Source organism: Flavobacterium sp. F52 (assembly GCF_000278705.1).
In the GTDB taxonomy this organism is placed as follows: domain Bacteria; phylum Bacteroidota; class Bacteroidia; order Flavobacteriales; family Flavobacteriaceae; genus Flavobacterium; species Flavobacterium anhuiense.
This window is the reverse complement of sequence record NZ_AKZQ01000026.1, coordinates 1-25,252: the sequence shown is the minus strand read 5'-3', so window position 1 is coordinate 25,252 and position 25,252 is coordinate 1. Positions and strand designations below refer to the sequence as shown.

Genomic DNA, 25,252 nt, shown 5'->3' with positions numbered 1-25,252 from the left:
AACAAGAAGTAAGTTGAAAATCAGTAAATTACCATTTTAAAAACCAAATTTCGATGTTGGGAGCCTGTGAAGAAAATTGAACACAAAATGAAGGAAAAGACTTTGAAAGAATAAAGAAATTATAAATTTGGAAGCAAGTAAACGATAAACCCATCAAAAAGATTTAATTTTGGAAACGCAAATTATCGTTTCAGTAAAATCATGAATAAGTAATCAAAATGGAGGAAGAAATAAAAATTGAAGATGACTTTACGCTAATTAGGTTTCAGAACGATAGTTCAGAGCCTTTTTATGCGCAACATGAAATAGGTACGGGACTCATTCAGTTTCACTTCGGGATAAAAGGAAATGCCAAATTCTTATTCAATCAAGGCAATTATGCTTTGGAACTAAAAGAAGAAAAATCACTTCTTTTGTACAATCCTCAGAAAGAATTACCGCTGAATTTAGAATTGGCTCCAAATTCTTGGGTGATTTCGGTAATTGTTTCCATCAAGAAATTTCATGCCTTATTTTCTGCCGAAGCCGATTATATTACGTTTTTAAGTCCAGATAATAAGGATAAAAAATATTATAACGAAGGAAATATCAGTCCGTCGATGGCGATAGTTTTGAGTCAGCTGTTTCATTACAATCTTCATCCGTCCATAAAAAACCTTTATTATAAAGGAAAAGGATATGAGTTGCTGAGTTTGTATTTCAATAGAACTGAAGATCCAAATGCAGAACAATGTCCGTTTTTGATTGATGAAGAAAACGTTCTGAAAATCCGAAAAGCCAAAGAAATCGTAATTGCTAATATGGCAGAGCCTCCAGGGTTACAAGAATTGGCTGACGAAATTGGTCTGAATTTGAAAAAACTAAAAATGGGTTTCAAACAAATTTACGGCGATACGGTTTATGGTTTTCTTTTTGATTACAAAATGGATTTCGCTAGAAAACTTTTAGATAGCGGTTCTTATAACGTAAATGAAGTTGGATTGAAAATTGGTTACAGCACTGGAAGCCACTTTATTGCCGCATTTAAAAAGAAATTCGGAACAACACCAAAAAAATATTTGATGTCGATTAATGCGAATGTTTAAACACGAATTTCACGAATTAGCACAAATTAAAATCTGATATATCTCCCGAATCTGCGAGAGAAATTGATTTTAGATATTCTACAATAATTAAAAAGTAATAAATATCATATTTCGAATAAAGTACAGCGTTTACTTTTGCTGAAATTTTAAAAACAAATAAAAGCTTAAAAGCAAAAAAACATAATGAAAGGCGTATTATTAGTAAACTTAGGATCTCCAGACAGTCCAACTCCAAAAGATGTAAAACCGTACTTAGATGAATTTTTAATGGATAAATATGTGATTGATGTTCCGTATTTATTAAGAGCATTATTAGTTCGCGGGATTATTTTAAGAAAAAGGCCAGAAGAATCGGCGCATGCTTATTCAAAAATCTGGTGGGAAGAAGGATCTCCATTGGTGGTTCTTTCAGAAAGAATGCAGAAAAAAGTACAGCCTTTAGTAAATGTCCCGGTGTCGCTTGCAATGCGTTACGGAAGTATGACAATCGAAAAAGGACTTCAAGAATTGAGCGATAAAGGAGTGACAGATGTACTGCTTTTTCCATTATATCCGCAATATGCAATGGCTTCAACTTTGACTATTTTGGTTAAAGCAGAAGAAATTCGCAAGAAGAAATTTCCCCACATGAAATTCACTGATGTTCCTGCATTTTACAACAAACCAGACTACATCAAAAACTTAGCAGATTCTATTCAGAAACATTTAGTTGGATTTGAATACGATCATTTATTGTTTTCATATCACGGAATCCCAGAGCGCCACATTCGTAAAACCGATGTGACAAAATCTCATTGTAAAATTGACGGTTCATGCTGTAACACGCCATCGCCGGCACATGAATTCTGTTACCGTCACCAATGTTATGAAACTACAAGACAAGTCGTTAAGTTATTAGGTCTTCCAGAAGATAAATACAGTTTAACTTTCCAATCTCGTTTAGCTGGCGATAAATGGTTAGAACCTTACACAGATGTTGAAATCGATAACATGCCAGCAAAAGGAATCAAGAAATTAGCAGTTGTAACACCAGCTTTCGTTTCAGATTGTTTAGAAACTTTAGAGGAAATCGCCATGCGTGCCAAAGAAGATTTTGAAGCAAATGGAGGAGAAGAATTCTTAGCAATTCCATGTTTAAATGATGACGAGGAATGGTGCCAGACGGTTGCTAACTGGATTAATGATTGGGCTAAATAGAAAATAGAAGAAAGAGTAAAGAAAAAAGACTTAATGATGGAGTACTATAATTACTTAAAATCACTACATCTTATATTTGTAATAACTTGGTTTGCAGGTCTATTTTATATTGTGCGTTTGTTTGTGTACCAAATTGAAGCTAGTGAAAAACCATCTCCTGAAAAAGAAATTCTGCAGGCGCAATACAAAATTATGGCCTATCGTTTGTGGTACATTATTACATGGCCATCGGCAGTTTTGGCAAGTATCTTTGCTTTTTGGATGCTGTTTTTTACAAATGCAGGACACGTTTGGCTTATACAATCTTGGATGCACGTAAAATTATGTTTCGTTTTCCTTTTATATTTATATCACGGAAAATGTCATCAGATTTTTAAACAATTACAAAGAGATGAGGTAAAATATTCCAATAATTTTATGCGTTTGTGGAATGAAGGCGCTACGATTATTCTATTTGCAGTTGTATTTTTAGTAGTTTTAAAAAGTGCCATCAACTGGATTTTCGGCGTAATCGGAATTATTTTATTCTCGGTTTTAATTATGCTGGGGTTCAGGTTTTATAAAAGAATTAGAGAAAAGAAATAGTTTTCAGTCTCAGTGACAGTTTTCAGTTTTGCTGAGACTGAGACTGAGACTGAGACTGAATACTAAAAAAATGCTAAACTTCAAAATGTCAATGCTTTCCCTTCGTACCAGGATATTCCTGTCGATGATTGTATTGATTGTTGTAGCATCTTTTTTATTGGCTTCGATTTCGATTATTCAATTTAAGACTGAAGCCAAAGAATACCATCAGGAACGTTTAGAACGAAAAGAAAATGCGGTAAAAGAGCACATCAATTATGTGCTTGCAAATACTACTTATCCGCTCAAAACCCAGAATTTAGATTTAATCTTTAAAGATAAAATCCATGAACTGGCTCAGATTCACAAAATTGAAATCAATATTTATAGTCTTGACGGAAAATTACTAAAATCTTCGAAGGAATCTTTCGCTGTTGATAAAGCGCCACCACCAATTCCGGAATATATTTTGAAATTAGTTCGCTCTTCGATTGAAAAGCGATTTGTAGATATCAAAACGATTGACGGAGTTAAAAACAGGTCTTCGTACAGTTTAATTAAAGACGAAAAATTCAAACCGCTCGGAATTTTAAATCTTCCGTATTTGGAAGACGACGGTTATTATGATAACGAATTGAATACTTTCTTGATTCGTTTGAGTCAGGTGTATTCTTTTATGCTGATTGTGGCTTTTGCTTTGGCTTATTTTCTTTCAACGTATATCACAAAATCATTAAAAACGATTTCCGATCGTTTAGAAGAAACCAATCTAGATCAGAAAAACGAAAAAATTGTTCTGGAAGCCAACAGTAAAGAAGTTAATTTCTTGATCAAAGCTTATAACGGAATGGTGGATAAACTAGAGAAAAGTGCCATCAAACTGGCGCAAAGCGAACGTGAAGAAGCTTGGCGCGAAATGGCAAAACAAGTGGCACACGAAATCAAAAATCCGCTTACACCGATGCGTTTGACCGTTCAGAGTTTCCAGCGAAAATTTGATCCTTCCGCGCCTGATGTAAAACAAAAAATGAATGATTACTCCGAAACTTTAATTCAGCAGATAGATACTATGACAGCTGTGGCTTCGGCATTTTCTAACTTTGCTTCGATGCCTGCTCAGCAAAATGAAACTTTGAATGTGGTTGAGGTTGTCGAATTGGCTTTAGATATTTTCAACGAAGATTATATTTCTTTTGAAAAAGAAGAAGAAGAAATCATTTCTAAAATGGATCGTACACAGTTGATTCGTGTCATTACCAATTTGGTTAAAAATGCAACACAGGCTATTCCAGAAAGTCAGTTTCAGAAATCAATAGTCGTATCTGTAAAGAGAAGAGAGAACAATGTTGAAATCGCAGTAAAAGACAACGGAATTGGAATCCAAAAACAAGATATAGGAAGAATTTTCGAACCCAAATTCACAACCAAAACCAGTGGTATGGGACTGGGACTCGGAATTATCAAAAACATTATCGAAAATTACAAAGGAACAATTACCTTTGAATCAACTTACGGAAAAGGAACTACGTTTACAGTTTCTCTACCTATCACCAACTCATAAAATATAGCGTCATGAATTACGAAAATATCTTAATTTCAATCCAAGAAAAAGTTGCTACAATTACAATTAACAGACCTGCAAAATTGAATGCCTTAAATAAAGCAACAATTAGTGATCTGAGTAATGCTATCCAGTTATTAGCTAAAAATGAAGATGTTCGTGTTATTGTTTTAACCGGAAGCGGAGAAAAAGCTTTTGTAGCTGGAGCAGATATTTCGGAATTCGCCAATTATACTGTCGTTGAAGGCGCACAATTAGCAGCTGAAGGTCAGGAATCTTTATTTGACTTTATTGAAAATCTTAAAAAACCGGTAATTGCTGCCGTGAATGGTTTTGCTCTTGGCGGCGGACTAGAATTGGCAATGGCTTGTCATTTTAGAATTGCTTCTGATAATGCAAAAATGGGACTTCCAGAAGTTACTTTAGGATTGATTCCAGGTTACGGAGGAACGCAACGTTTACCACAATTAATTGGAAAAGGCCGTGCAATGGAATTGATTATGACTGCCGCAATGATTACTGCTGAACAAGCAAAAGATTATGGTTTAGTAAATCACGTTGTGCCTCAAGAAGAGCTTTTGTCATTTACGAATGTAATTGCTCAGAAAATCATTAAAAATGCTCCATTTGCTATTGGAAAAGCGATAAAAGCGATCAATGCTAATTTTAAAGATGGCAAAAATGGTTTTGATACTGAAATAAAATCATTTGGAGAATGTTTCGGAACTCAAGATTTCAAAGAAGGAACAACAGCCTTTTTAGAAAAACGTAAAGCAGAATTTACAGGAAAATAGTTTTTTCTTAACCGCAAAGTTCGCAAGGGATTACGCAAAGCACACAAAGAAAATAAAAAACTTAGGGAACATTGCGTAAATCTTAGCGACCTTTGCGGTTAAAAGACAAAGATTGTAAAAACTTATAGCATCTCAGAACCTTAGCACCTTTTAAAAAAAATGTACGAACAAATATTTGCCCTTTTTTGTGAACGAGTTAAAGAAAGCATCCAAAGCGGAACTTTCGCTAAATTGACTTTAGCTAAAACCATGGGCGATACAGAACTTAAGAATGTATATTTCAGATTGGTTCTCAACGAAGATAATACATTCTCAATTTCGTTGACTTTTCGATACAAAACAGAAGAAATCGAAAGCATTCATACTTTAGATGAAGCGTTGTTAATTTTAGGTTCACACATCAAAAATCCTTTTCTCACAGCACTTTTGTTTACAACAAATGATGATGTTACTTTCAAAGTAAATAAAAAGAACGCAGGAAGTATTATAGAACAGCCACCAACGTTTAAAAATGCTTCGCCAGTTATGCTAGAAATGATTGAGAAAGGGATTGTTTAGTTTTTAGGAGCTAATCCCGCTATCCGTTCCATCTTTTGTGGCGAACCCCGCCACAAAAGGATTTCTACTACTATTGGGGCTAGGAATCCCGTTTGCAAAAGGATTTTTATCGGCTAATTGTCATTTCGACGAAGGAGAAATCTTCGCAAGTAACTCCGTAACGAGAATTCAATCTTTGTCGAGCTTCTAGTGGAAATTTCTCCTTAGTCGAAATGACAATATTGTGTATTTATTGGAAGTATTATAAAAACTATTAAATCTTAATGCATCTTTTCGAAATAACCTCTAAACTAGCTTCACAAACAAATTAGAAGCAATTTTGTTTGAAATAGACAATTCTCTATCATTCACTTTAATTTTAACTGACAAATCAAAAGATTCTTTAGAAAGGAATTCAATTTTAGAACCCAAAGCAATTCCTTGTTTGTCTAGATATTTCAAAAACTCCGATGAAGTGTCTTTTACACCAACACAAACCCCAATTTGATTTTCTTCTAGTTCGGATAAAAGCTGTTTTTCGATTTTAATAATTCGTCCGTTTGCATCGGGAATCGGGTCGCCATGAGGATCTTCAGTAGGATTTCCAAGAAAATCATCCAAACGATTAATCAGTTGTTCCGATTTAATATGTTCTAATTGTTCTGCAATATCGTGCACTTCATCCCAGCTGAAATTCAATTTTTCAACCAAGAATACTTCCCATAAACGATGTTTTCTCACAATCATTTTGGCAGCCAGTTTTCCGTTTTCAGTCAAAGAAACTCCTTGATATTTTTTATAATTCACCAAATCTTTCTCCGCCAGTTTTTTAAGCATATCGGTTACAGAGGAAGCTTTCGTTTCCATAATTTCTGCAATTGCATTCGTGCTGACTTCTGTTTCTAATGCAGCAGTCAGATGATAGATTGATTTAAGGTAGTTTTCTTCTGAAAAAGTCATTTTTTTTCTTTTTGGGTAACAAAGTTGCAAAGGACAAAGCTAAAAACTTTGTTACTTTGTCACTCTGAAACTTTGCATCTTCATTTAACAATCAACAAAGGTATCGAAATTTTATGTCTCAATTTATCTACTGTTGTACCGAAAAGTATATCTTTTAGTCCAGTATGGCCGTGGGTTCCCATAACGAGAATGTCGAATTGTCCATCGTTTATGATTTTCGGAATTATTTTGTCTGGTTTTCCAAAACCAAGTTCTGTTTTGATTTTGAATCCTTTTTCTGAAAGGATGTCTTTGTATTTCAGCAATAATTTCTCGTCTATTGTGGTTTCGTAATCATGTATATGCACTCCATACATTAAGGCACCTACCGTTTCTACGATGTGAATGAGGGTATATTCCGTGTCAATGCCACCCAATTCAAAGGCTTTATTCAGCGCCGCTTCGTCGGCACTTGAAAAATCTACAGAGACAGCAATGTTTTTTATGCTCTTGCTTTCTCTTGGCGAAAACTTCAGTTTTAGGTTATGAGGCGAATGATTTATAGCTTTTGATTTGAATTTGGCAATAAATGGTTTGAAAACGATGTATAACAATAAAGCTAAGAATCCGAAAGCTAGCGGCACAACCGTAAACCAAAGCACCATCGGATGATTTGAGCTGGCTAGCCAAGAAGTGATTTCGTCATAAACCAATTTGGCATTTAGAGAAACAATTATGGAGGCAATAATCCAAGAAACGACCTGAGTGGTTCTAGAAATATGAAAACCTTTCATTTTAGATTTGTCACTCACAAAGTGAATCAACGGAATAATAGCAAACCCTAATTGTAAACTCAAAATAACCTGACTTAGAATTAGCAATTTCCCCGTTACGCTTTCGCCATAAATTAAAATTACGATTACAGCAGGAATTATGGCAATCAAACGGGTTATAATTCTACGAACCCAAGGCTGAATTCTGAAATGAAGGTAACCTTCCATTACAATCTGCCCGGCAAGTGTTCCCGTGACTGTTGAACTTTGACCCGCAGCGATTAAGGCCACAGCAAATAAGATCGGTGCCCATTTCGTTCCTAAAAGCGGTTCTAGAAATTGGTGCGCATCTTGAATTTCAGCAACTTCAAACATCCCATTTTTATGAAAAGTAGCGGCGGCAAGAATTAAAATGGCCGCATTTACAAAGAAAGCTAGATTTAAAGCAATTGTCGAATCGATTAAATTGTATTTTAAAGCTTGTTTGATTCCAGCAGGCGTTCTATCAAATTTTCTGGTCTGTACTAAAGACGAATGCAAATATAAATTGTGTGGCATTACAGTTGCACCAATAATTCCGATGGCAATATACAAAGCCGCTGAATTTGGAATCGAAGGAATAAGCCCAGCTAAAACTTTGTGCACTTCAGGTTCTGCAAAAATCATTTCGAAAATAAAAGAGAACCCAATTATCGCCACTAAAGCAATAATGAAGGCTTCCATCTTGCGAATTCCCTTATTGATCAGGAAAAGCAGTAAAAAGGTGTCTAAAACGGTAATTAGAACAGCTTCGAGTAACGGAATTCCGAAAAGTAGATTAATTCCGATTGCCATTCCGAGAACTTCTGCCAAATCGCAGGCTGCAATGGCAATTTCGGCTAAGAAATATAAAATGTAGTTAATGTATTTGGAATAGGTTTCTCGAGAGGCCTGCGCAAGATCGCGCTGTGTTACGATTCCGAGGCGCGCACTTAAACTTTGCAAAAGCAAAGCCATTAAGTTGCTCATCAATAAAACCCAGACTAAAGTGTATCCGAATTGACTTCCGCCGGCAATATCGGTTGCCCAGTTTCCTGGATCCATGTAGCCGACACTTACAAGATAAGCAGGGCCTAAGAAGGCTAAAATTTTTCTAAAACCCTTTTTTTTATTTTCTGTAGAAACCGATTCGTGGACTTCTTCTAAAGATTTGGTCATTGTAAAAGTATTGTTTTCACAAATATAGAGAAAAATTATATTCGCGAAACAATATTTTTAGACGAGTCTAAAAGTTAAATGTTAGAATTTAAACAATTCGGACATAATCCAGATAACGTAAAGTTGATTTCGTTCACTTTGTAATTGTGTGGCATAATATAACTCGGCTTAACATTTTCAAGACAAGTAATCTCATGACAATTCTCGCAGCTAAAATGTGCATGGTTATGAATGTGCACGCGCTGATGCGAATGATTGCATTTGGCATATTTTACCGTTCCATCTAAATTCGAAATCTTATGAATAACATCTTCATTAATCAAACGATCTAAAATTCTGTAAATGGTAACGCGGTCGCACAAATCATTTAATTGTTTGTGAATTTCGGTGTGCGAAAGAGCCGTTTTAGATTTCTCAAACACCTCTAAAACAGCAGTTTTTGCTGCGGTATTACGTGTGGTTTTCATTTTTTATGAAGTTAAAAATTAAACGCAACAATGTTGCAATTAATAAAATTGTATATATTTGCAACAAAATTGCATTAAGCAAATGTACACGAAATGAAGAAAATAAGCACATCCTTTTACGATATTTTAGGAATTTCTAGCGCAACCATCTGTCTGGTTCATTGTTTGATTTTTCCTCTTTTAACGATTCTGCCTTTAGGACTGAGTCACAATCCTTTTATAGATTTACTATTTGCCTCGATTGGTTTATTTGCAATTCTCAAAATTATAAAAAAATCATCTCTTTTGGTATCGTCCATTCTAGTTGTTTCAATGGCACTTATTTGGATTAGCGTTTTGACAGAACTTCTTTTAGATATTCATCTTGATTTGATTTATTTCGGAGGGATTGGAATGATCATCGGGCACTTAATCAACTACAAATTACATAGAAATCAAAATCATTAAAAATAGAAATATGGAACAGAAGCATTTTGAAGTGATTATCATTGGAGGCAGCTACAGCGGATTGTCTGCAGCAATGAGCTTAGGACGTTCTTTACGTCAGGTTTTAGTCATTGACAGCGGTCTGCCTTGTAACAGGCAAACACCGCACTCGCATAATTTTATTACACAAGATGGCGAAAAGCCAGCGGTTATTTCGGCGAAAGCCAAATTGCAAGTAGACATTTATAAAACAGTTCAATTTTATAACGGACTTGCGGTAAAAGCACTTAAAACAGAAAGTGGTTTCGAAATTGAAACGGAATCAGGAGTTGTTTTTACTTCAAGGAAAGTTTTGTTTGCCACCGGAGTTAAAGACTTGCTACCAGAAATTGAAGGTTTTGCTGCCTGCTGGGGGATTTCGGTTTTGCATTGTCCATATTGTCATGGCTATGAAGTTAAAAATGAAAAAACGGCCATTATAGCCAATGGTGAAATGGGCTATGAATATGCAAAACTGATTTCCAATTGGACAAAGGACTTGAGATTATGCACCAACGGAAAATCGGAATTAACTTTAGAACAAACACAAACGCTTAAAAATCATGGTGTTTTAATTCTAGAAGAAGAAATAGATTCTTTTGATCATAAGGATGGATATATTAAAAATATCATTTTTAAGAACGGAGAAAAAGTTGAGGTAAAAGCAATTTACGCAAGACCGCCTTTTGAACAACATTGTTCAATTCCTGAAACTTTGGGATGTGAAAGTAACGAACAAGGATTGCTGAAAGTAGATGCGATGCAGAAAACAAATATTCCAGGCGTTTTCGCAAGTGGCGATTGTACAACTCCAATGCGATCTGTGGCGATTGCTGTTTCTACTGGTTCTTTCGCTGGAGCGGTAATTAATAAAGAACTTATTGACGAAGATTTTTAGTTAATAGAAAGAGCGGTTAAACCATTTAATTTATATAAGCTCATTTAGCACAAACTTAAACTTAAATGGTTTTAAAAAAATATAACATCTAGAATTCAATCAGTTTGAAAAATTTTGTTTCATAATAATTATTTGTCAAATTTAATTTTTAGTTTTGTCTAAATTTAATTTTAAAAGAATGAAATATTTATTTTTGACAATATTAATATTTTCAGCTATAAACCTACACTCACAAAATATCTCAGGAAAAGTGGAATCATCAATTCCTGTAGGTCAGGAAATTAATGTTAGTTTATTAAATACAAACTTTAAAACCCAAACCGATTCTATAGGATTTTATAAACTAGAAAATATTCCGAAAGGGAACTATAAAATAAATGTAACCTCGACGGGATTCAAACCAGTAACTCAAAGAATTTCTGTTTTAGAAAATGAAAATTTGAATCTTGATTTTGAATTAGAAGAAGATCAGAATGAATTGAACGAAGTGGTAGTTTCTGGAACCTTAAAACCTGTAAAAAGATTAGAAAGCGCCGTTCCGGTTGAGGTTTATTCGCCAGTTTTCTTCAAGAAAAATCCAACGCCAAGTATTTATGATGCACTTCAGAATATAAATGGAGTTCGTCCGCAGCTCAATTGCGGTGTTTGTAATACGGGAGACATTCATATAAATGGATTAGAAGGACCCTATACTTTAGTAATGATTGACGGAATGCCGATTGTGAGCAGTCTTTCTACGGTGTATGGTTTGTCTGGAATTCCGAATTCTCTGGTAGAACGAATCGAAATTGTAAAAGGTCCGGCTTCGTCTCTTTACGGAAGTGAAGCGGTTGGAGGTTTAATCAATATCATTACTAAAAACCCGACTAATGCACCCGTTTTTTCTGCCGATTATTTTACGACTTCTTATTTTGAAAGTAATCTTGATTTGGGAATGAAGTTCAATGCTGGAAAAAAAGCAATTTCGCTTATTGGTGTTAATTATTTCAATTACGATCAAGTTATTGATAAGGATCACGACAATTTTACTGATGTTACGCTTTCTGAACGAATTTCTGTTTTTAATAAATGGAGTTTTAAAAGAAATCACAATCGCCTTTTTACGATCGCTGCACGCGGAATGTATGAAGATCGTTGGGGTGGAGATATTCGTTGGGAGAAAAAATATCGTGGCGGAGATGAAATTTATGGTGAAAGCATTTATACCAAAAGAGCTGAGTTGATTGGAAGTTATCAATTGCCTTTTGAAGAAAAACTAATGTTTTCTTTTTCTGGAAATGTGCATTATCAAGACAGCCGTTATGGTACGACATCTTATATTGCTAATCAGAAAATTGGATTTTTACAGCTGACTTGGGATAAAAAAATTGGACGTAACGATTTGCTGGCGGGAATTGCAAGCCGATACACATACTATGACGATAATACGCCTGCAACAAAAGAGGCTGAAAACACTTGGCTTCCTGGGATTTTTCTTCAAGACGAAATTACATTTTCTCCAAAAAGCCAAGTTTTGCTAGGAATGCGTTATGATTACAATTCTATTCATGGATCTATTTTCACACCGCGATTTGCGTACAGATTTAAAGCAAACGAAAACACCATTTTTAGATTAAATGCAGGAACTGGGTTTCGTGTTGTGAATTTATTTACGGAAGATCACGCGGCATTAACAGGTTCAAGAGATGTTATTATTAAAAACGATTTGAAACCAGAACAATCTGTAAATGTGAATTTGAATTATATTCAGAAAATTAATTTCGGAAACGGGACCTTTATGGGAATCGAAACCACAGCTTTCTATACAAGATTCAGCAATAAGATCATTTCAGATTATGAGACCAACCCAAACGAAATTATCTACGACAATATTGATGGTTACGCTTTGAGTCAAGGAATCAGCACGAATATCGATCTTAATTTTCCGTCGGGATTAAAATTTATTGTCGGAGCAACGGTTTTGGATAATAAAAATGTTGAAAATGGTGTTTCTGAAAGGCCTTTTTTGACCGAGAATTTCACAGGAACATGGAGCATTTCGTATAAAATTCAGCCTTGGAATTTATCAATGGATTACACAGGAAATGTTTATAGTCCGATGAAATTGCCTTTGTTGAGTGAAACAGATCCGAGAAGCCCAAATTCTCCTTGGTATAGCATTCAGAATATTCAGTTTACGTATTCGGGATGGAAAGATTTTGAAGTTTATGGCGGAATCAAAAATCTGCTGAACTTTACTCCGAAGCAAAATAATCCGTTTTTGATTTCAAGAACTAATGATCCTTTTGATAAAAATGTGCAATATGATTCAAATGGAAAAGTTCTAGTTACGCCTGATAATCCGTACGGTTTGACATTTGACACGACTTATGTTTATGGACAAAACCAAACTATTCGAGGATTTTTGGGATTGCGATATACTTTTAGGTAATTTTAATAGCAATTATTAGCCACGAATTTTAAGATTCAACCAAATAAAATTACAGGAATTTATCATATTAATTTGTGTAATTTTTCTTTCTGTTGTTTTGCATTACAGATAATTTTTGAAATAATTCGTGAATTCGTGGCTAAAAAACAAAAAAAAATGAAAAAGCTAGTTCTACTTATTTTTTTCTTCGGAATAACTTCAACGGGATTCTGCCAATTAAAAAGCAGCACTTTTGAAGAAGTAGACAGCTTACAGCAAATCCAAAAACGGAAAACCATTGTTTTCATCCATACCGATTGGTGTCAGTTTTGCCAGCGAATGAAAGCCACAACTTTTAAAGATCAAGAAATTATAGAAAAACTAAACTCCGATTTTTATTTTATTGATTTTAATGCAGAGGAAAAAAGAGATATCAGATTCGCAAATCACACTTTCAAATACCTGCCTTCTGGAAATAATGTCGGAGTTCACGAACTGGCATTGCAGCTGGGAACAATTAATAATCAAATTGCCTATCCGACCTTGTGCGTTTTGAATGAGAAAAACGAAATTATTTTTCAGTATAATATTTATTTGAGCACAAAAGAGTTTAAAATTCTTTTGGAAAAATTGGAAAAATAAATTTTCTTATTTTTGAAAATGAACTCTTCACAAATTCCACATTTCGACTACATTTTTACAGGAACTGGACTCGCATCTCTGATGACGGTTTATAAAATGATTTTGTCTGGAAAATTTACCGACAAATCGATTTTACTATTAGATCAAGATGTGAAGAAAACCAACGACAGAACTTGGTGTTTTTGGGAAAAAGAAGAAAACGTTTGGAATCCTGTGATTTCAAAAAAATGGGATTTGGCTTTTTTTGCCAACGAGGATTTTAGACGTGATCTGGATCTAAAACCATATTCTTATAATAAAATCAACGGTTTAGATTTTTATAATTTCGTTTTCGGAGCAACTTCAAAACATCCGAATATTACTTTTTTAAATGAAAAAGTAACCGATATAAACGAACTTGAAACGCATGTTTTTGTTGGAACAGAGCAAAACCGATACACTTGCCAATATCTTTTCAATAGCATTTATACTAAGGCATTCGCCGAAGGGCAAAACAAATATCCCGTTTTACAACAGCATTTTGTAGGCTGGTTTGTAAAAACGGAAGAAGAAGTTTTCAATCCCGAAGAAGTAACTTTCATGGATTTTTCGGTTGAACAAAAAGGAAATACAAGATTTATGTATGTTTTGCCAATCTCAAAGATAGAGGCTTTGGTTGAATATACACTGTTTTCGGAAAAACTGCTCTCGAAAGAAGAGTACGAAAATGAAATTCAAATTTATCTGAAGAAACTCGGCGCAAGCCAATATCAAATTCTCGAAAAAGAGGAGGGAAGCATTCCAATGACCTGTTATCCTTTTTGGGAAAGAAATACTAAACGTGTTTTGAATATTGGCACGGCAGGAGGCTGGACAAAAGCAAGTACGGGTTATACGTTTAAGAGTTCTGACAAAAAATCATCAGCCTTAGTTGAGTTTATTCAGCAAAAAGATTTCCAAATGAAAGACTTTCATAAAAAATCTAAGTTTTGGTTTTATGATTTACTGCTTTTAGATATTCTCTATAGAAAAAATGAATTGGGAAGTTCTATCTTTTCTTCTTTGTTTAAAAAAGGAAATCCTGAATTGATTTTCAAATTCTTAGATGAAGAAACGACTTTTTCTGAAGATGTTAAAGTTATTTTAAAGTGTCCCAAAATTCCATTTATTAAAGCGTTATTTAGAGTGATTTTTCTTTCAAATAAATCTAACTAAAAACGTAACAATTGAAAAACATTACTCTATTATTTAGTTTCTTTTTTACTCTTTTATCTTTTTCGCAAGTTTCTTTTGATAAAGCTCAGGACGCAATTTTGAAAGAATCTGTAACCGATTGTGCGGAAAAACATGACTACAATATTGAAATGGCCAAATGGCAGGCATGCCTTGACGAAGGTTTAAAAAAAGACAGCACAATTGCTCAACTCTGGCAGTTAAAAGCCATGCCGTATTTTAAATGTAAAAAATACGAAGTTGGAATGCTTTATTTGGATAAAGCAGTTCTGTACAATAAACAGGAATGGCTCCCGTATCGAGGGTTTATAAAATGTATTTTTGCCAAAACTTATAAAAGTGCCATAACAGATTTTGAAGAATGCATTAAATTGTATGGAAACAGCTATGTTATGGATCATACATATCGTTTTTACATTGGACTATGCTACTTGCAATTAAATGAATACGAAAAAGCAGAAAAGCTTTTTGATGATTATGTGAATGACATTTACAAAAATAGAAATCAATTAGAACATCCTACGGCATATTTTTATCAAGGAATTGCAAAGTATGAACTTCAAAAGTTAGATGAGGCTATTGTAATTTTTGACAAAGCATTAAAAATATATCCTCAATTTTCAGATGTAAAATATTATAAAGCAATCTGTTGGTATAAAAAAGGTAAACCAAAAGAGGAAATAATGGCTTTGATTGAAGAGGGAAAACAAGATGCTAAAAAAGGATTTTCAATTAATGAAGACAATACAGTTTATGAAACTTATCCGTATCAAAAGAAATTAAGATAATAACAATCAAACTATAACAAAACTTTATACTTCTTAGTAACTAGTTGCGAGTAAACTTTGTAACTTTGCAGTTCAAAAAGTACAATTTAAAAAAACAAGAATATGTATCCACTAGAAATGGTAAAACCAATGGAAGCTGAATTGACAGCTGCTGGTTTTCAAGATTTACATAGTGCTGAAGCTGTTGAGAATGCTATCAAAGCTGAAGGTACCACTTTAGTTGTTGTAAACTCTGTTTGCGGGTGTGCTGCAAGAAATGCACGTCCAGGAGCAAAAATGAGTTTGGAAGGAGCTAAAAAACCAGATCATTTAATTACTGTTTTTGCAGGTGTTGACAAAGAAGCTGTTGATGCTGCAAGACAACATATGTTCCCATTTCCTCCATCTTCGCCATCTATGGCTTTGTTTAAAAACGGAGAATTGGTTCACATGTTAGAGCGTCACCACATCGAAGGACGCCCAGCTGAATTAATTGCTGAGAATTTGCAAGATGCGTTTAACGAGTTTTGTTAATTTTAAAGATACTAAGTTGCTAAGATTCTGAGATACTAAGTTTAGAATTGAAGTGACAAAGATTTAAAAAACCAAAGAGGCTGTCCTTTTGAGATAGCCTCTTTTTGTTTTTATATGTTTAGTTTAAAAAACTTAGAACCTTAGCAACTTGAATCTTAGAATCTCAGAACCTTATAAATTCCATCCCCCGCCAAGTGCTTTGTACAATTCAACCATTGAACTTAATTGTCTTTCAGATAATTGCGCTAAGCTTAATTGTGCGTTAAAAAGATTGGTTTCTACATCTAAAACTTCTAAGTAAGAAACGTAACCACTGTCATATCTTTCGTGAGATAGTTTGTAGTTTATTAAAGCGGCCTGAACCTGTCTGTTGCGTGCTTTCCATTCTTCTTGATAGGTTCTGACATTTTGTATGGATTGTTCTACCTCTGAAACAGCATCGATATACGTTTTCTGATAAAGGAATTTGTACTGTTCTGCCTGTTGTCTGTTTATCTCAACTCTTCTTTTGTTTTTTCCGAAAGCGAATATTGGTCCAGCAATTCCTCCAGAAGCATTTTGCAAATACGAACTTCCTAGAAACAGATTGCTCAAATCGGCGCTGGCAAATCCGGCAATTGCAGCTAGATTGATAGATGGAAATCGCATTGCCTGAGCTACGCCAATTCTTTCATTGGCAGCCGCATATCTTAATTCGGCAGCTTTTACGTCGGGTCTATTTTCTAATAATGCAGACGGAATTGACAACGGGATTTTACTGACAATCTGCAACTCAGTATTGCTTTTCCCTCTCGGAATTTCAGTAGGAAGCTGCCCTGTAAGCAGTGCAATGGCATTTTCCTGATACGTTATCTGTCTTTCAATGTTAGGAATTGCTGCTTCGGCAATGGCAACCTGCTGTTCAATCTGCACTTTGTCAACTTCAGAGATATAGCCTTTCGCAAATCTTTCGCTTATAATTTCATAATATTTTTGTCTTGTTTCAAGCGTATGCTTTGTTATTTCCAGCTGATCATCAAAGTTTCGCATCTGAAAATAGGCTATTGCAATATTGGCAACGATATCGGACAATACTACTTTACGAGCTTCTTCTGTGGCGAGAAGTTCATTTTTGACAGCATTATTTTCATGGCGAAATTTTCCCCAGAAATCAAGTTCCCAAGACATAGTTGCGCCAGCTGTAGATGGAGTTATATATTTTTCATTACTGTTTATTGTAGCTCCATATTGGAAAGCTGGAAATAAATCGGCTTTGGTATAACCCAATTGGGAACGAAACTGCTCAATTCTTGAAACTGCAATTTTTAGATCATAGTTATTCTCAAGACCTTTTTGAATAAGACCTTTTAAGACATCATCATTAAACAGATCGAACCATTTTAAATTGGTTACGGAAGCGAGACTGTCTAAATTTCTTTCGTTTCTATAAGAATCTGATTTTAACTGCTCAGGTTTTTTATATTTTGGACCAACCATACATCCCACCGGAAATAAGGAAAGAACCAATACAATAACGATTATTTTATATTTCTTACTCATGGTCTGTAGTATTTGATTCTACATTGTTTTCTCCTGTTGCGATTGTTTCTTCTTTCTTGTGTCCAATTTTTTCAATCATAACAAATAGACCCGGTACAATTAATACACCTAAAACGGTGGCGATCAACATGCCGCTAAATACAGCCATTCCCATTACAATACGGGCTTGAGAACCTGCACCTGTAGCAGTCAATAACGGAACAACTCCAAGAATGAATGCAAAAGCGGTCATCAGAATCGGGCGAAAACGAAGTCTTGCCGCGTACATTGCCGATTCGTAAAGGGGTTTTCCTTTTTCATATTCTTCTTTGGCAAACTCAACTATAAGAATGGCATTTTTCGCTACCAATCCGATAAGTAAAACAAGTCCGATTTGCGCAAAAACGTTATTGACATAAGCGTCACTTCCAAATCTTGCTAAAAGAAGCCCTAAAAATGCTCCAAATACTGCAAAAGGAGCTCCAAGCAATACACTAAATGGCAACTTCCAGCTTTCGTATTGCGCGGCTAGGATTAAGAACACGAAAACCAATGCCATAATAAACACTGATGATCCTCCAGGCGAATGTTTTTCTTGATACGATAAGTTAATATAATCGTAGCTCATATCTGCTGGTAAGATCTCTTTTGCGACTTCCTCCAATGCAGTTAAAGCTTGCGCACTACTATAACCATCGTTCGGGCTTCCTCCAATCTCAGCGGATCGGAATAAGTTCAAACGATTCGTGAAATCGGGACCAGAAACTTTAGTTGCTGTAACCAGTGTCGAAACTGGAAGCATGTCGCCTTTATTGTTTTTCACGTAAATCATGTTTAGGTCTTCTGGTTTAACACGATTGACAGCTTCTCCTTGCACATAAACTTTGTATTGACGCCCGAAGCGGTTAAAGTCATTTACATAACTTCCTCCTAAAAATGCTCCAAGCGCTTCGGTTACTTTAGAAACAGGTATTCCTAATTTCATTGCCTTGTCGTTGTCGATATCCAGTTTAATTTGTGGAGTACCAGCATTAAATGTGGTGTAAATTCGTTTTATTTCAGGGCGCTGCTGTGCCGCGGCAATAAATTTTTGTGTTTGTTCTGCTAAATATTGTGGTGTATTTCCCCCTCGATCTTGTAACATTAAGCTAAATCCAGCAGAAGCACCTAAACCTTGAATTGCGGGCGGACCAAATGAAAAACAGGTTGCGGTCGTAATTTGAGTGGCCAGTTTTTTATTGAATCGGTCTACAAACTGTTTAGCCGTTTCAGCTCTTTCTTCCCAAGGTTTTAACGAAATAAAGATGAAAGCATTATTAGGCTGATAGGAGTTTGTAAGCATACTAAATCCGTTTATGGTTGTATAAGACAGAATAGATTTCTCTTCTTTAAGAAAACTGTCTACTTTTCTTGATATTTCATCTGTACGCTGTAAAGATGATGCAGGTGGTAAAGCAATATTTACTAAAACATAGCCTTGATCTTCCTCAGGAATAAATCCTAACGGAATCTTTTTGCCTAAAAGTACAATTGACGCGAGGATCACAGCGAGTAAAACAACAATACGCATTGCTTTTTTGGCAAAAAATGTTGCCCCGCCAATATATTTTCCTGTAACATTTTCGAAAACCCTATTAAACCATGAAAAGAATTTAGCAAGCCATCCCTTTTGTTGGTCAAGAGGTTTTGTTGGTTTTAAAAGCATGGCACAGAGTGCGGGACTTAAAGATAAAGCACTAAATGCAGAAAAGGCGACCGAGACGGCAATGGTTATGGCAAATTGCTGATAAAAACGCCCCGTAATTCCAGGTGTCATCGCTACTGGTATAAAAACAGCACACAGAATCAATGCAATGGCAATTACGGGTCCTGAAACTTCTTTCATTGCCTGAACGGTAGCCTCTCGAGGGGTTTTTCCATGTTCGATATGATGTATTACGGCTTCAACAACCACAATCGCATCATCGACTACGATACCAATTGCCAATACTAATCCTAAAAGAGAGAGTGTATTGATCGAAAATCCTAACATTGGGAAAACCGCAATGGTACCAATCAGCGAAACAGGAACTGTAATTAATGGAATTAAAGTAGCGCGCCAGTTTTGCAGGAATATAAATACCACTAGAATAACCAATATAATAGCTTCAAAAAGAGTATGAACAATATCATCAACCCCAGCGGTAATGGCCAGTGTAGTATCTAAGGATTCTTGGTATACAACGTCTTGCGGAAATCTTTCAGACAATTGCTTCATAGTGGATTTTGCAGTTTCTGCCACATCAAGCGCATTACTTCCAGGCATTTGGTATAAAGCTACAACGGCACTTGGAGAGCTGTTTCTTCTGGCTGTTGAACTGTAATTTTCAGTTCCTAATTCGATGCGGGCAATATCGCCCAATAAAACTTGCGCTCCATCATCTTTACTTCGAACTACAATATTTCCAAATTCTTTTTCAGTAACTAATCGGTCTTGAAGTGTTACACCGTATGTAAATTCAGTATTAGGAGGTGCTGGTTCAGCCCCAAATTTTCCTCCTGGACTAATCATGTTTTGTGCATTCAATGCATTTTTGACATCTTCAACGGTTACGCCGAGCTTACTCATCATATCTGCCTTTAACCAAATACGCATGGAGTAATCGCTTCCTCCAAAAAGAGCAACTTCTCCAACTCCTTTTATACGAGCCAATTGATCAACGACATTTATACTGGCGTAGTTATTTAAAAACTTGGCGTCATATTTTGGATTGTTAGACGTAATGGTAAATAACATCATCGGGAACGATAGAGATTTTTTTACCACTACACCCTGTTGTTTTACACTTGAAGGCATAAATGGAGCGGACTGGTTTTGTCTGTTTTGCGTAAGCATATTGGCATTATCCAGATTAGTTCCCACATCGAAAGTAACTTCAATAGTACAAGCACCATCAGAAGTGTTGATCGATTTCATGTATAGCATATTTTCAACACCATTTACTTTTTGCTCAATAGGAGTTGCCACTGCCTGTTCAACATTCAGCGCATTTGCTCCAGTAAAAGAAGTGGTAATTTTTACAACAGGCGGGTTAATATCCGGATATTGCGAAATAGGTGTTTTTTGTAATGCCAGTAATCCAAGTATCACAATAATAATACTAATTACAATGGCAACAATCGGTCTTCGAACGAAAAATTCTCCCATAATAGTATGTGATTTAGATTACTTTGCAGCTACGGTTTCTGGATCGCCTAATTGCCATTGAACGATTTTTGGAGTAATAACACTTCCATTCTTTAATAAAGAAGTGCCTCCCATGGCTATCTTATCGCCTGGTTTTAACCCTTCTTCAATGATATATCCGTTTTTAACAGCTGGACCAGGTTTAACAATCTGCATCTGAACTTTATTATCATTACCCACTACATAAACTTGGTAGATTCCTTGGACTTCGATAACAGCACGCTGCGGAATTACGATTGCTTCCTTACGAATGTCTGTAAGAAGCGCGACTTTTACATATTGTCCAGGACGAAGTAATTTATCTGGATTAGGAAACGTTGCTTCAAATGTGATTGCTCCAGTAGAAGGATCGATCTGTCTGTCGGCAAAACTTACTTTTCCTGTTTCTGGATAAGTAGAACCGTCAGATAATTTTATAGTTACAGTTGCTCCCGAGCCTTTTAAGGCCGAATTAGGTTTGTTGAACTCTCTAAAAAGACGCAGAAATTCTTGTTCGCTAATAGTAAATCGTACCCTTACATCTCCTAAGTCTGAAATGGTATTTAGAATAGACATGGCGCCAGGTCTTACATAATCGCCTACGCGAACTTTGGAAATGCCAATTAATCCTGAAATTGGAGCTAAAATTTGACAATAGCCCAATTCGATTTTAGCATTATCTACTGAAGCATCAGATGCTTTTATTTGGGCTAAAGAAGCATTATACGCCGCTTTTGCCGAGACCAGTTCGCGTTGGCTGACAGCATTCATCTTTGCTAAAGGCGTTATCATGTCCAAATCTGATTTTGTTTTAGATAAACGCGCCTGTGATTCTGCTGCAACTCCCTGAGCTTCGTTAAGCTTAGCTTTGTAAGGTAAAGGGTCAATTGTGTAAAGCACTTGTCCTTTTTTAACAAAACTTCCTTCTTTGAAGTTCATACTTTCGATAATACCATCAACTCGCGGGTTAATTTGTATATCTGATTGACCAAAAGTCTGCCCCGTATATTCAGATTCTAATTTTACATCTTGCTGTAAAACAGAAGTGACTGAAATTTCTAGTGGTTTTGGACTTGGTGGAGTCTCTTTTTTGCAAGAAAAAATAAAAAGACTAAGTAAAATTGCTGAGGAGTAGATTTTGTTCATTGTTAAATTCTTTTATAAAATTAATTTAGATACAACTAATTAAAAACCAGTAAAGTGCATTAGCTAAGTTAGTGTTTTTTGGTTAAATGGATAAATATTGTTTGAATTTTGTTAATTTTAGTTAAAAAAAAATAATTATCTGACTTTCAGATGATAATGAAAAATCGGGCAAACTGCGATATTATATCGATAATCTACATTTTTTGTAGGAATAATTTATTCCGTCTATGTATTAAATAATTCAAACTTTTGTGATTATGTCAAAAAATAACAAGAAAAAACATAAAAAAATAGATGAAGATGACAATGATTTAAAAAAAATAACAAAAAAGGAATTATTGCATCGAGCTAAAAAATTTTCTGACCAATATTGTGTTGGCGATGATAAAGATTTTACATTAAAAGATAAACCTACATCTTATTCTGGTGATGAAGACAAAGCATTGATTCAAAAAACACTAAAAATGGGAGTTAAAGCTCTCGCCGCCATGCAAGATATTTTGTATGCGCAGGATAAATGGTCGGTTCTTATTATTTTTCAAGCTATGGACGCCGCTGGAAAAGATGGTGCAATCAAACATGTGATGTCGGGTATAAATCCGCAGGGCTGTCAGGTCTCCTCTTTTAAAGGACCTAGTTCAGAAGAATTAGATCATGATTATTTATGGCGCTGTCAAAAACATTTGCCAGAAAGAGGCCGAATAGGAATCTTTAACCGCTCTTATTACGAAGAAGTTCTTGTAGTTCGTGTCCATGAACAGATATTAAGAGGGCAAAAAATTCCTGAAAAACTGATTACCAAAGATATTTGGGAAAACCGTTTTGAGGATATTCGAAATTTCGAAAAATATCTTACTAGAAACGGAACCATTGTCATTAAATTTTTTCTAAATGTTTCTAAAGAAGAACAAAAAAGGAGATTTATAGAAAGGGTTGACAATCCTGATAAAAACTGGAAATTTAGTGCAGCCGATGCCAAAGAGCGCGGTTATTCGGACGAATATATGCATGCCTATGAAGAATTAATCAGAAATACATCAACCAAGAAATCACCTTGGTATGTTATTCCCGCGGACAATAAATCGTATGCCCGAATTGCAATTGCTTCAGCAATTATTCATGCTTTAGACGAAATGGATTTAGAATATCCTAAAGTAAGTCCCGAAAAAATAGCAGAATTGAATGAGGTCAAAAAAGCATTGTTAGAAGAAAAAGAGTGACCTTATACAGCTATAAAGATTGATTTCGGCGTTTTTGTTTAAGTAAATGATATTTCGTACAACGTTCTGCAGAGAATCACCAATCGGCTTGATATAGGTTGTAAAATCAATTTATAAGGAGCCAAAAGATGTTAAAAAAATCAGATAATTGGTGCAAGAACATTTTTAATCTCAAAATAAACTCTAAATTTGCCGCAGATTTTAAGGAAAATCTAAAAATATATATTCTTAACTTAAAACTGTTTATAGCATGCAACTGTATAACACTTTGAGCGCAGAAGAAAGAGCCATCATGATCGATGATGCCGGTAAACAACGTCTTACGTTGTCTTTTTATGCGTATGCCAAAATTCAAGATCCACAAAAATTTCGTAACGATTTATTCATTGCCTGGAACGCACTAGATGCTCTGGGGAGAATTTACGTTGCCCATGAAGGAATTAATGCTCAGATGAGTGTTCCTGCAGAAAATTTTGAAGCTTTTAGAGAAACGCTAGAAGCTTACGATTTCATGAAAGGCATACGATTGAATGTTGCCGTAGAACAAGACGATCACTCCTTTTTAAAATTGACCATAAAAGTGCGCCATAAAATCGTTGCTGACGGTTTAAACGATGATACTTTTGATGTTACTAATATTGGCGTTCACTTAAAAGCCAAAGAATTCAATGAAATCCTTGACGATCCAAACACAATTGTGGTTGATTTTAGAAATCACTACGAAAGTGAAGTGGGACATTTTAAAGGTGCTATTACCCCAGATGTGGAAACTTTCAGAGAGAGTTTACCTATTATCAACGAACAGCTTAAAGATTACAAAGAAGATAAAAATCTTGTGATGTACTGCACAGGTGGTATTCGTTGTGAAAAAGCGAGTGCTTATTTCAAACACCAAGGCTTCAAAAACGTTTATCAGTTAGAAGGCGGTATTATTAATTACGCTAAACAATTGAAAGAAGAAGGTTTAGAAAGCAAATTCATAGGTAAAAACTTCGTATTTGATAATCGTCTGGGCGAAAGAATTACAGATGATATTATTTCTCAATGCCACCAATGCGGAAAACCTTGCGATAATCACACCAACTGTGAAAACGACGGATGTCATTTATTGTTTATTCAATGTGACGAATGTAAAGCCGCAATGGAAAACTGTTGCTCTACAGAATGTTTAGAGATTATTCACATGCCTTTGGTTGACCAAGTTCGTTTGAGAACTGGAAAACAAGTTGGAAATAAAGTGTTCAGAAAAGGAAAATCTGAAAATCTGAAATTCAAACATTCGGGCGACTTGCCAGAAACGGCTTTGGCAACAGCTCAAAAGCAGGCTGATATTCGTCAGAAAATAAAAGTAAAGAAAGTACTTCTTGGAAAAGCAGAACATTATTATGTAAAAGCTCAAGTTGGACAATTTACAGTAGAAAATCACGAATTAAATAGTGGTGACAAAATCCTTATTTCAGGTCCAACTACAGGCGATCAGGAATTGGTTTTAGATAAAATCATCGTAAACGGTGCAGAAACTCAATCTGCTAAAATTGGTGATAAGGTTACTTTTGAGGTTCCATTTCGTATCCGTTTGTCAGATAAATTGTATAAAATTGTAAATTAGCGGTTTTTTAATGCTACTTTACAATGTCACATTCTTTTGCTAAATTATGGATTCATGCCATTTGGTCTACCAAAAACCGTAAGGAATTAATTGACTTTTCAATTGAAAAAAAGGTATACGATTATATTCACAATGAGTTAATTGAATTGGGTTGTCCTGTTAGAATCATAAACGGAATGCCTGATCATGTACATATTTTATTTTTATTGAATCCCCAAAAATCTATTTCGGATGTAATTCGTCAAGCGAAAGGAGTTTCATCTCATTGTATAAATGGAGAAAATTTAATTCTTGAAAAATTCGCATGGCAAAAGGGCTATGCGGCTTTTGCTGTAAGCGAGTCTCAGCTTGATCTTGTTTTTAATTACATTAAAAAACAAAAGCAGCATCACCTCAATAAGGATGGACAGCAGGAATTTGATGAATTTGTAAAACTGCATGGGTTTGAAAATTAAATCGATTTCAAGACATAAAAGATATCACAATATAGAATATAGCCCACGGTTTCAACC

Annotated in this window: 22 protein-coding genes; 16 read left to right on the top strand and 6 right to left on the bottom strand. The window is 35.1% G+C overall.

Annotated elements, in window-relative coordinates; genetic code table 11:
• The first annotated feature begins 218 nt into the window (after positions 1-218).
• The 6 genes from FF52_RS11600 (at position 219) to FF52_RS11575 (ending at position 5,759) form a co-directional block, all read left to right on the top strand.
• Entirely contained in the window at positions 219-1,085 is an 867-nt protein-coding gene (locus FF52_RS11600) for an AraC family transcriptional regulator (protein ID WP_008465659.1), read from the top strand.
• A 183-nt stretch (positions 1,086-1,268) separates the two neighbouring features.
• Positions 1,269-2,282, top strand: a complete 1,014-nt coding sequence (hemH, locus tag FF52_RS11595; RefSeq protein ID WP_008465658.1) for a ferrochelatase — start codon at positions 1,269-1,271, stop codon at positions 2,280-2,282.
• A gap of 36 nt (positions 2,283-2,318) precedes the next feature.
• Positions 2,319-2,867, top strand: coding sequence for a CopD family protein (locus FF52_RS11590; RefSeq protein WP_008465657.1), 549 nt, complete (start codon positions 2,319-2,321; stop codon positions 2,865-2,867).
• 124 nt (positions 2,868-2,991) lie between these two features.
• The gene (locus FF52_RS11585) at positions 2,992-4,407 is read left to right on the top strand and encodes a sensor histidine kinase (protein WP_008465656.1); all 1,416 of its coding nucleotides are present in this window, start codon (positions 2,992-2,994) and stop codon (positions 4,405-4,407) included.
• 11 nt (positions 4,408-4,418) lie between these two features.
• Positions 4,419-5,201, top strand: a complete 783-nt coding sequence (locus tag FF52_RS11580) for an enoyl-CoA hydratase/isomerase family protein (protein WP_008465655.1) — start codon at positions 4,419-4,421, stop codon at positions 5,199-5,201.
• 159 nt (positions 5,202-5,360) lie between these two features.
• Positions 5,361-5,759, top strand: a complete 399-nt coding sequence (locus tag FF52_RS11575) for a hypothetical protein (protein ID WP_008465652.1) — start codon at positions 5,361-5,363, stop codon at positions 5,757-5,759.
• Positions 5,760-6,044: 285 nt separating this feature from the next.
• Here FF52_RS11575 and FF52_RS11570 read toward each other — a convergent pair whose 3' ends face one another.
• The 3 genes from FF52_RS11570 to FF52_RS11560 form a co-directional block, all read right to left on the bottom strand.
• Positions 6,045-6,698, bottom strand: a complete 654-nt coding sequence (locus tag FF52_RS11570) for a metal-dependent transcriptional regulator (protein WP_008465651.1) — start codon at positions 6,696-6,698, stop codon at positions 6,045-6,047.
• 80 nt (positions 6,699-6,778) lie between these two features.
• Positions 6,779-8,647, bottom strand: a complete 1,869-nt coding sequence (locus FF52_RS11565) for an Nramp family divalent metal transporter (protein ID WP_008465650.1) — start codon at positions 8,645-8,647, stop codon at positions 6,779-6,781.
• A gap of 74 nt (positions 8,648-8,721) precedes the next feature.
• Positions 8,722-9,114, bottom strand: a complete 393-nt coding sequence (locus FF52_RS11560; RefSeq protein ID WP_008465649.1) for a Fur family transcriptional regulator — start codon at positions 9,112-9,114, stop codon at positions 8,722-8,724.
• A gap of 93 nt (positions 9,115-9,207) precedes the next feature.
• On the opposite strand from FF52_RS11560, the gene FF52_RS11555 reads away from it, so the two are divergent.
• The 7 genes from FF52_RS11555 to FF52_RS11525 all read left to right on the top strand — a co-directional run bounded on the left by FF52_RS11555 (position 9,208) and on the right by FF52_RS11525 (position 16,042).
• Complete coding sequence (locus FF52_RS11555; protein WP_008465648.1) at positions 9,208-9,561, top strand: MerC domain-containing protein; 354 nt, start codon at positions 9,208-9,210, stop codon at positions 9,559-9,561.
• A 10-nt stretch (positions 9,562-9,571) separates the two neighbouring features.
• Positions 9,572-10,477, top strand: a complete 906-nt coding sequence (locus tag FF52_RS11550) for an NAD(P)/FAD-dependent oxidoreductase (protein ID WP_008465646.1) — start codon at positions 9,572-9,574, stop codon at positions 10,475-10,477.
• 178 nt (positions 10,478-10,655) lie between these two features.
• Positions 10,656-12,908, top strand: a complete 2,253-nt coding sequence (locus FF52_RS11545; protein WP_008465643.1) for a TonB-dependent receptor — start codon at positions 10,656-10,658, stop codon at positions 12,906-12,908.
• A gap of 156 nt (positions 12,909-13,064) precedes the next feature.
• Positions 13,065-13,529, top strand: coding sequence for a thioredoxin family protein (locus FF52_RS11540; protein WP_008465642.1), 465 nt, complete (start codon positions 13,065-13,067; stop codon positions 13,527-13,529).
• A gap of 18 nt (positions 13,530-13,547) precedes the next feature.
• Positions 13,548-14,723 (top strand): lycopene cyclase family protein, encoded by a 1,176-nt coding sequence (locus tag FF52_RS11535; RefSeq protein WP_008465641.1) that lies wholly within the window; start codon positions 13,548-13,550, stop codon positions 14,721-14,723.
• 11 nt (positions 14,724-14,734) lie between these two features.
• Positions 14,735-15,529, top strand: coding sequence for a tetratricopeptide repeat protein (locus tag FF52_RS11530; RefSeq protein WP_008465640.1), 795 nt, complete (start codon positions 14,735-14,737; stop codon positions 15,527-15,529).
• A gap of 102 nt (positions 15,530-15,631) precedes the next feature.
• Positions 15,632-16,042, top strand: coding sequence for a BrxA/BrxB family bacilliredoxin (locus FF52_RS11525; protein WP_008465639.1), 411 nt, complete (start codon positions 15,632-15,634; stop codon positions 16,040-16,042).
• A 171-nt stretch (positions 16,043-16,213) separates the two neighbouring features.
• On the opposite strand, the gene FF52_RS11520 is transcribed toward FF52_RS11525, so the two are convergent.
• The 3 genes from FF52_RS11520 to FF52_RS11510 are packed head-to-tail and all read right to left on the bottom strand — an operon-like array spanning position 16,214 to position 21,911.
• Positions 16,214-17,581 (bottom strand): efflux transporter outer membrane subunit, encoded by a 1,368-nt coding sequence (locus FF52_RS11520; RefSeq protein ID WP_008465637.1) that lies wholly within the window; start codon positions 17,579-17,581, stop codon positions 16,214-16,216.
• Positions 17,574-20,747 (bottom strand): efflux RND transporter permease subunit, encoded by a 3,174-nt coding sequence (locus tag FF52_RS11515; RefSeq protein ID WP_008465636.1) that lies wholly within the window; start codon positions 20,745-20,747, stop codon positions 17,574-17,576. Before FF52_RS11515 ends, FF52_RS11520 begins: the two co-directional genes overlap by 8 nt.
• Before the next feature lie 18 nt (positions 20,748-20,765).
• Entirely contained in the window at positions 20,766-21,911 is a 1,146-nt protein-coding gene (locus FF52_RS11510) for an efflux RND transporter periplasmic adaptor subunit (RefSeq protein WP_008465635.1), read from the bottom strand.
• A gap of 257 nt (positions 21,912-22,168) precedes the next feature.
• Between FF52_RS11510 and FF52_RS11505 the strand changes: the two genes are divergently transcribed.
• The 3 genes from FF52_RS11505 to tnpA all read left to right on the top strand — a co-directional run bounded on the left by FF52_RS11505 (position 22,169) and on the right by tnpA (position 25,195).
• Positions 22,169-23,131, top strand: coding sequence for a polyphosphate kinase 2 family protein (locus FF52_RS11505; RefSeq protein ID WP_008465634.1), 963 nt, complete (start codon positions 22,169-22,171; stop codon positions 23,129-23,131).
• Between the two features lie 250 nt (positions 23,132-23,381).
• Entirely contained in the window at positions 23,382-24,740 is a 1,359-nt protein-coding gene (locus tag FF52_RS11500) for a rhodanese-related sulfurtransferase (protein ID WP_008465633.1), read from the top strand.
• 23 nt (positions 24,741-24,763) lie between these two features.
• Positions 24,764-25,195 (top strand): IS200/IS605 family transposase, encoded by a 432-nt coding sequence (gene tnpA, locus FF52_RS11495; RefSeq protein WP_008465632.1) that lies wholly within the window; start codon positions 24,764-24,766, stop codon positions 25,193-25,195.
• Positions 25,196-25,252 lie beyond the last annotated feature (57 nt).

Bases quoted from the DNA above. Each gene is read 5' to 3' on its own strand.
- FF52_RS11570 (WP_008465651.1), bottom strand. From the start codon at position 6,698: ATGACTTTTTCAGAAGAAAACTACCTTAAATCAATCTATCATCTGACT.
- FF52_RS11555 (WP_008465648.1), top strand. From the start codon at position 9,208: ATGAAGAAAATAAGCACATCCTTTTACGATATTTTAGGAATTTCTAGC.
- FF52_RS11580 (WP_008465655.1), top strand. From the start codon at position 4,419: ATGAATTACGAAAATATCTTAATTTCAATCCAAGAAAAAGTTGCTACA.
- FF52_RS11500 (WP_008465633.1), top strand. From the start codon at position 23,382: ATGCAACTGTATAACACTTTGAGCGCAGAAGAAAGAGCCATCATGATC.
- FF52_RS11505 (WP_008465634.1), top strand. From the start codon at position 22,169: ATGTCAAAAAATAACAAGAAAAAACATAAAAAAATAGATGAAGATGAC.
- FF52_RS11545 (WP_008465643.1), top strand. From the start codon at position 10,656: ATGAAATATTTATTTTTGACAATATTAATATTTTCAGCTATAAACCTA.
- FF52_RS11550 (WP_008465646.1), top strand. From the start codon at position 9,572: ATGGAACAGAAGCATTTTGAAGTGATTATCATTGGAGGCAGCTACAGC.
- FF52_RS11590 (WP_008465657.1), top strand. From the start codon at position 2,319: ATGGAGTACTATAATTACTTAAAATCACTACATCTTATATTTGTAATA.
- FF52_RS11515 (WP_008465636.1), bottom strand. From the start codon at position 20,747: ATGGGAGAATTTTTCGTTCGAAGACCGATTGTTGCCATTGTAATTAGT.
- FF52_RS11540 (WP_008465642.1), top strand. From the start codon at position 13,065: ATGAAAAAGCTAGTTCTACTTATTTTTTTCTTCGGAATAACTTCAACG.
- FF52_RS11585 (WP_008465656.1), top strand. From the start codon at position 2,992: ATGATTGTATTGATTGTTGTAGCATCTTTTTTATTGGCTTCGATTTCG.
- FF52_RS11520 (WP_008465637.1), bottom strand. From the start codon at position 17,581: ATGAGTAAGAAATATAAAATAATCGTTATTGTATTGGTTCTTTCCTTA.
- tnpA (WP_008465632.1), top strand. From the start codon at position 24,764: ATGTCACATTCTTTTGCTAAATTATGGATTCATGCCATTTGGTCTACC.
- hemH (WP_008465658.1), top strand. From the start codon at position 1,269: ATGAAAGGCGTATTATTAGTAAACTTAGGATCTCCAGACAGTCCAACT.
- FF52_RS11560 (WP_008465649.1), bottom strand. From the start codon at position 9,114: ATGAAAACCACACGTAATACCGCAGCAAAAACTGCTGTTTTAGAGGTG.
- FF52_RS11525 (WP_008465639.1), top strand. From the start codon at position 15,632: ATGTATCCACTAGAAATGGTAAAACCAATGGAAGCTGAATTGACAGCT.
- FF52_RS11565 (WP_008465650.1), bottom strand. From the start codon at position 8,647: ATGACCAAATCTTTAGAAGAAGTCCACGAATCGGTTTCTACAGAAAAT.
- FF52_RS11535 (WP_008465641.1), top strand. From the start codon at position 13,548: ATGAACTCTTCACAAATTCCACATTTCGACTACATTTTTACAGGAACT.
- FF52_RS11575 (WP_008465652.1), top strand. From the start codon at position 5,361: ATGTACGAACAAATATTTGCCCTTTTTTGTGAACGAGTTAAAGAAAGC.
- FF52_RS11510 (WP_008465635.1), bottom strand. From the start codon at position 21,911: ATGAACAAAATCTACTCCTCAGCAATTTTACTTAGTCTTTTTATTTTT.
- FF52_RS11600 (WP_008465659.1), top strand. From the start codon at position 219: ATGGAGGAAGAAATAAAAATTGAAGATGACTTTACGCTAATTAGGTTT.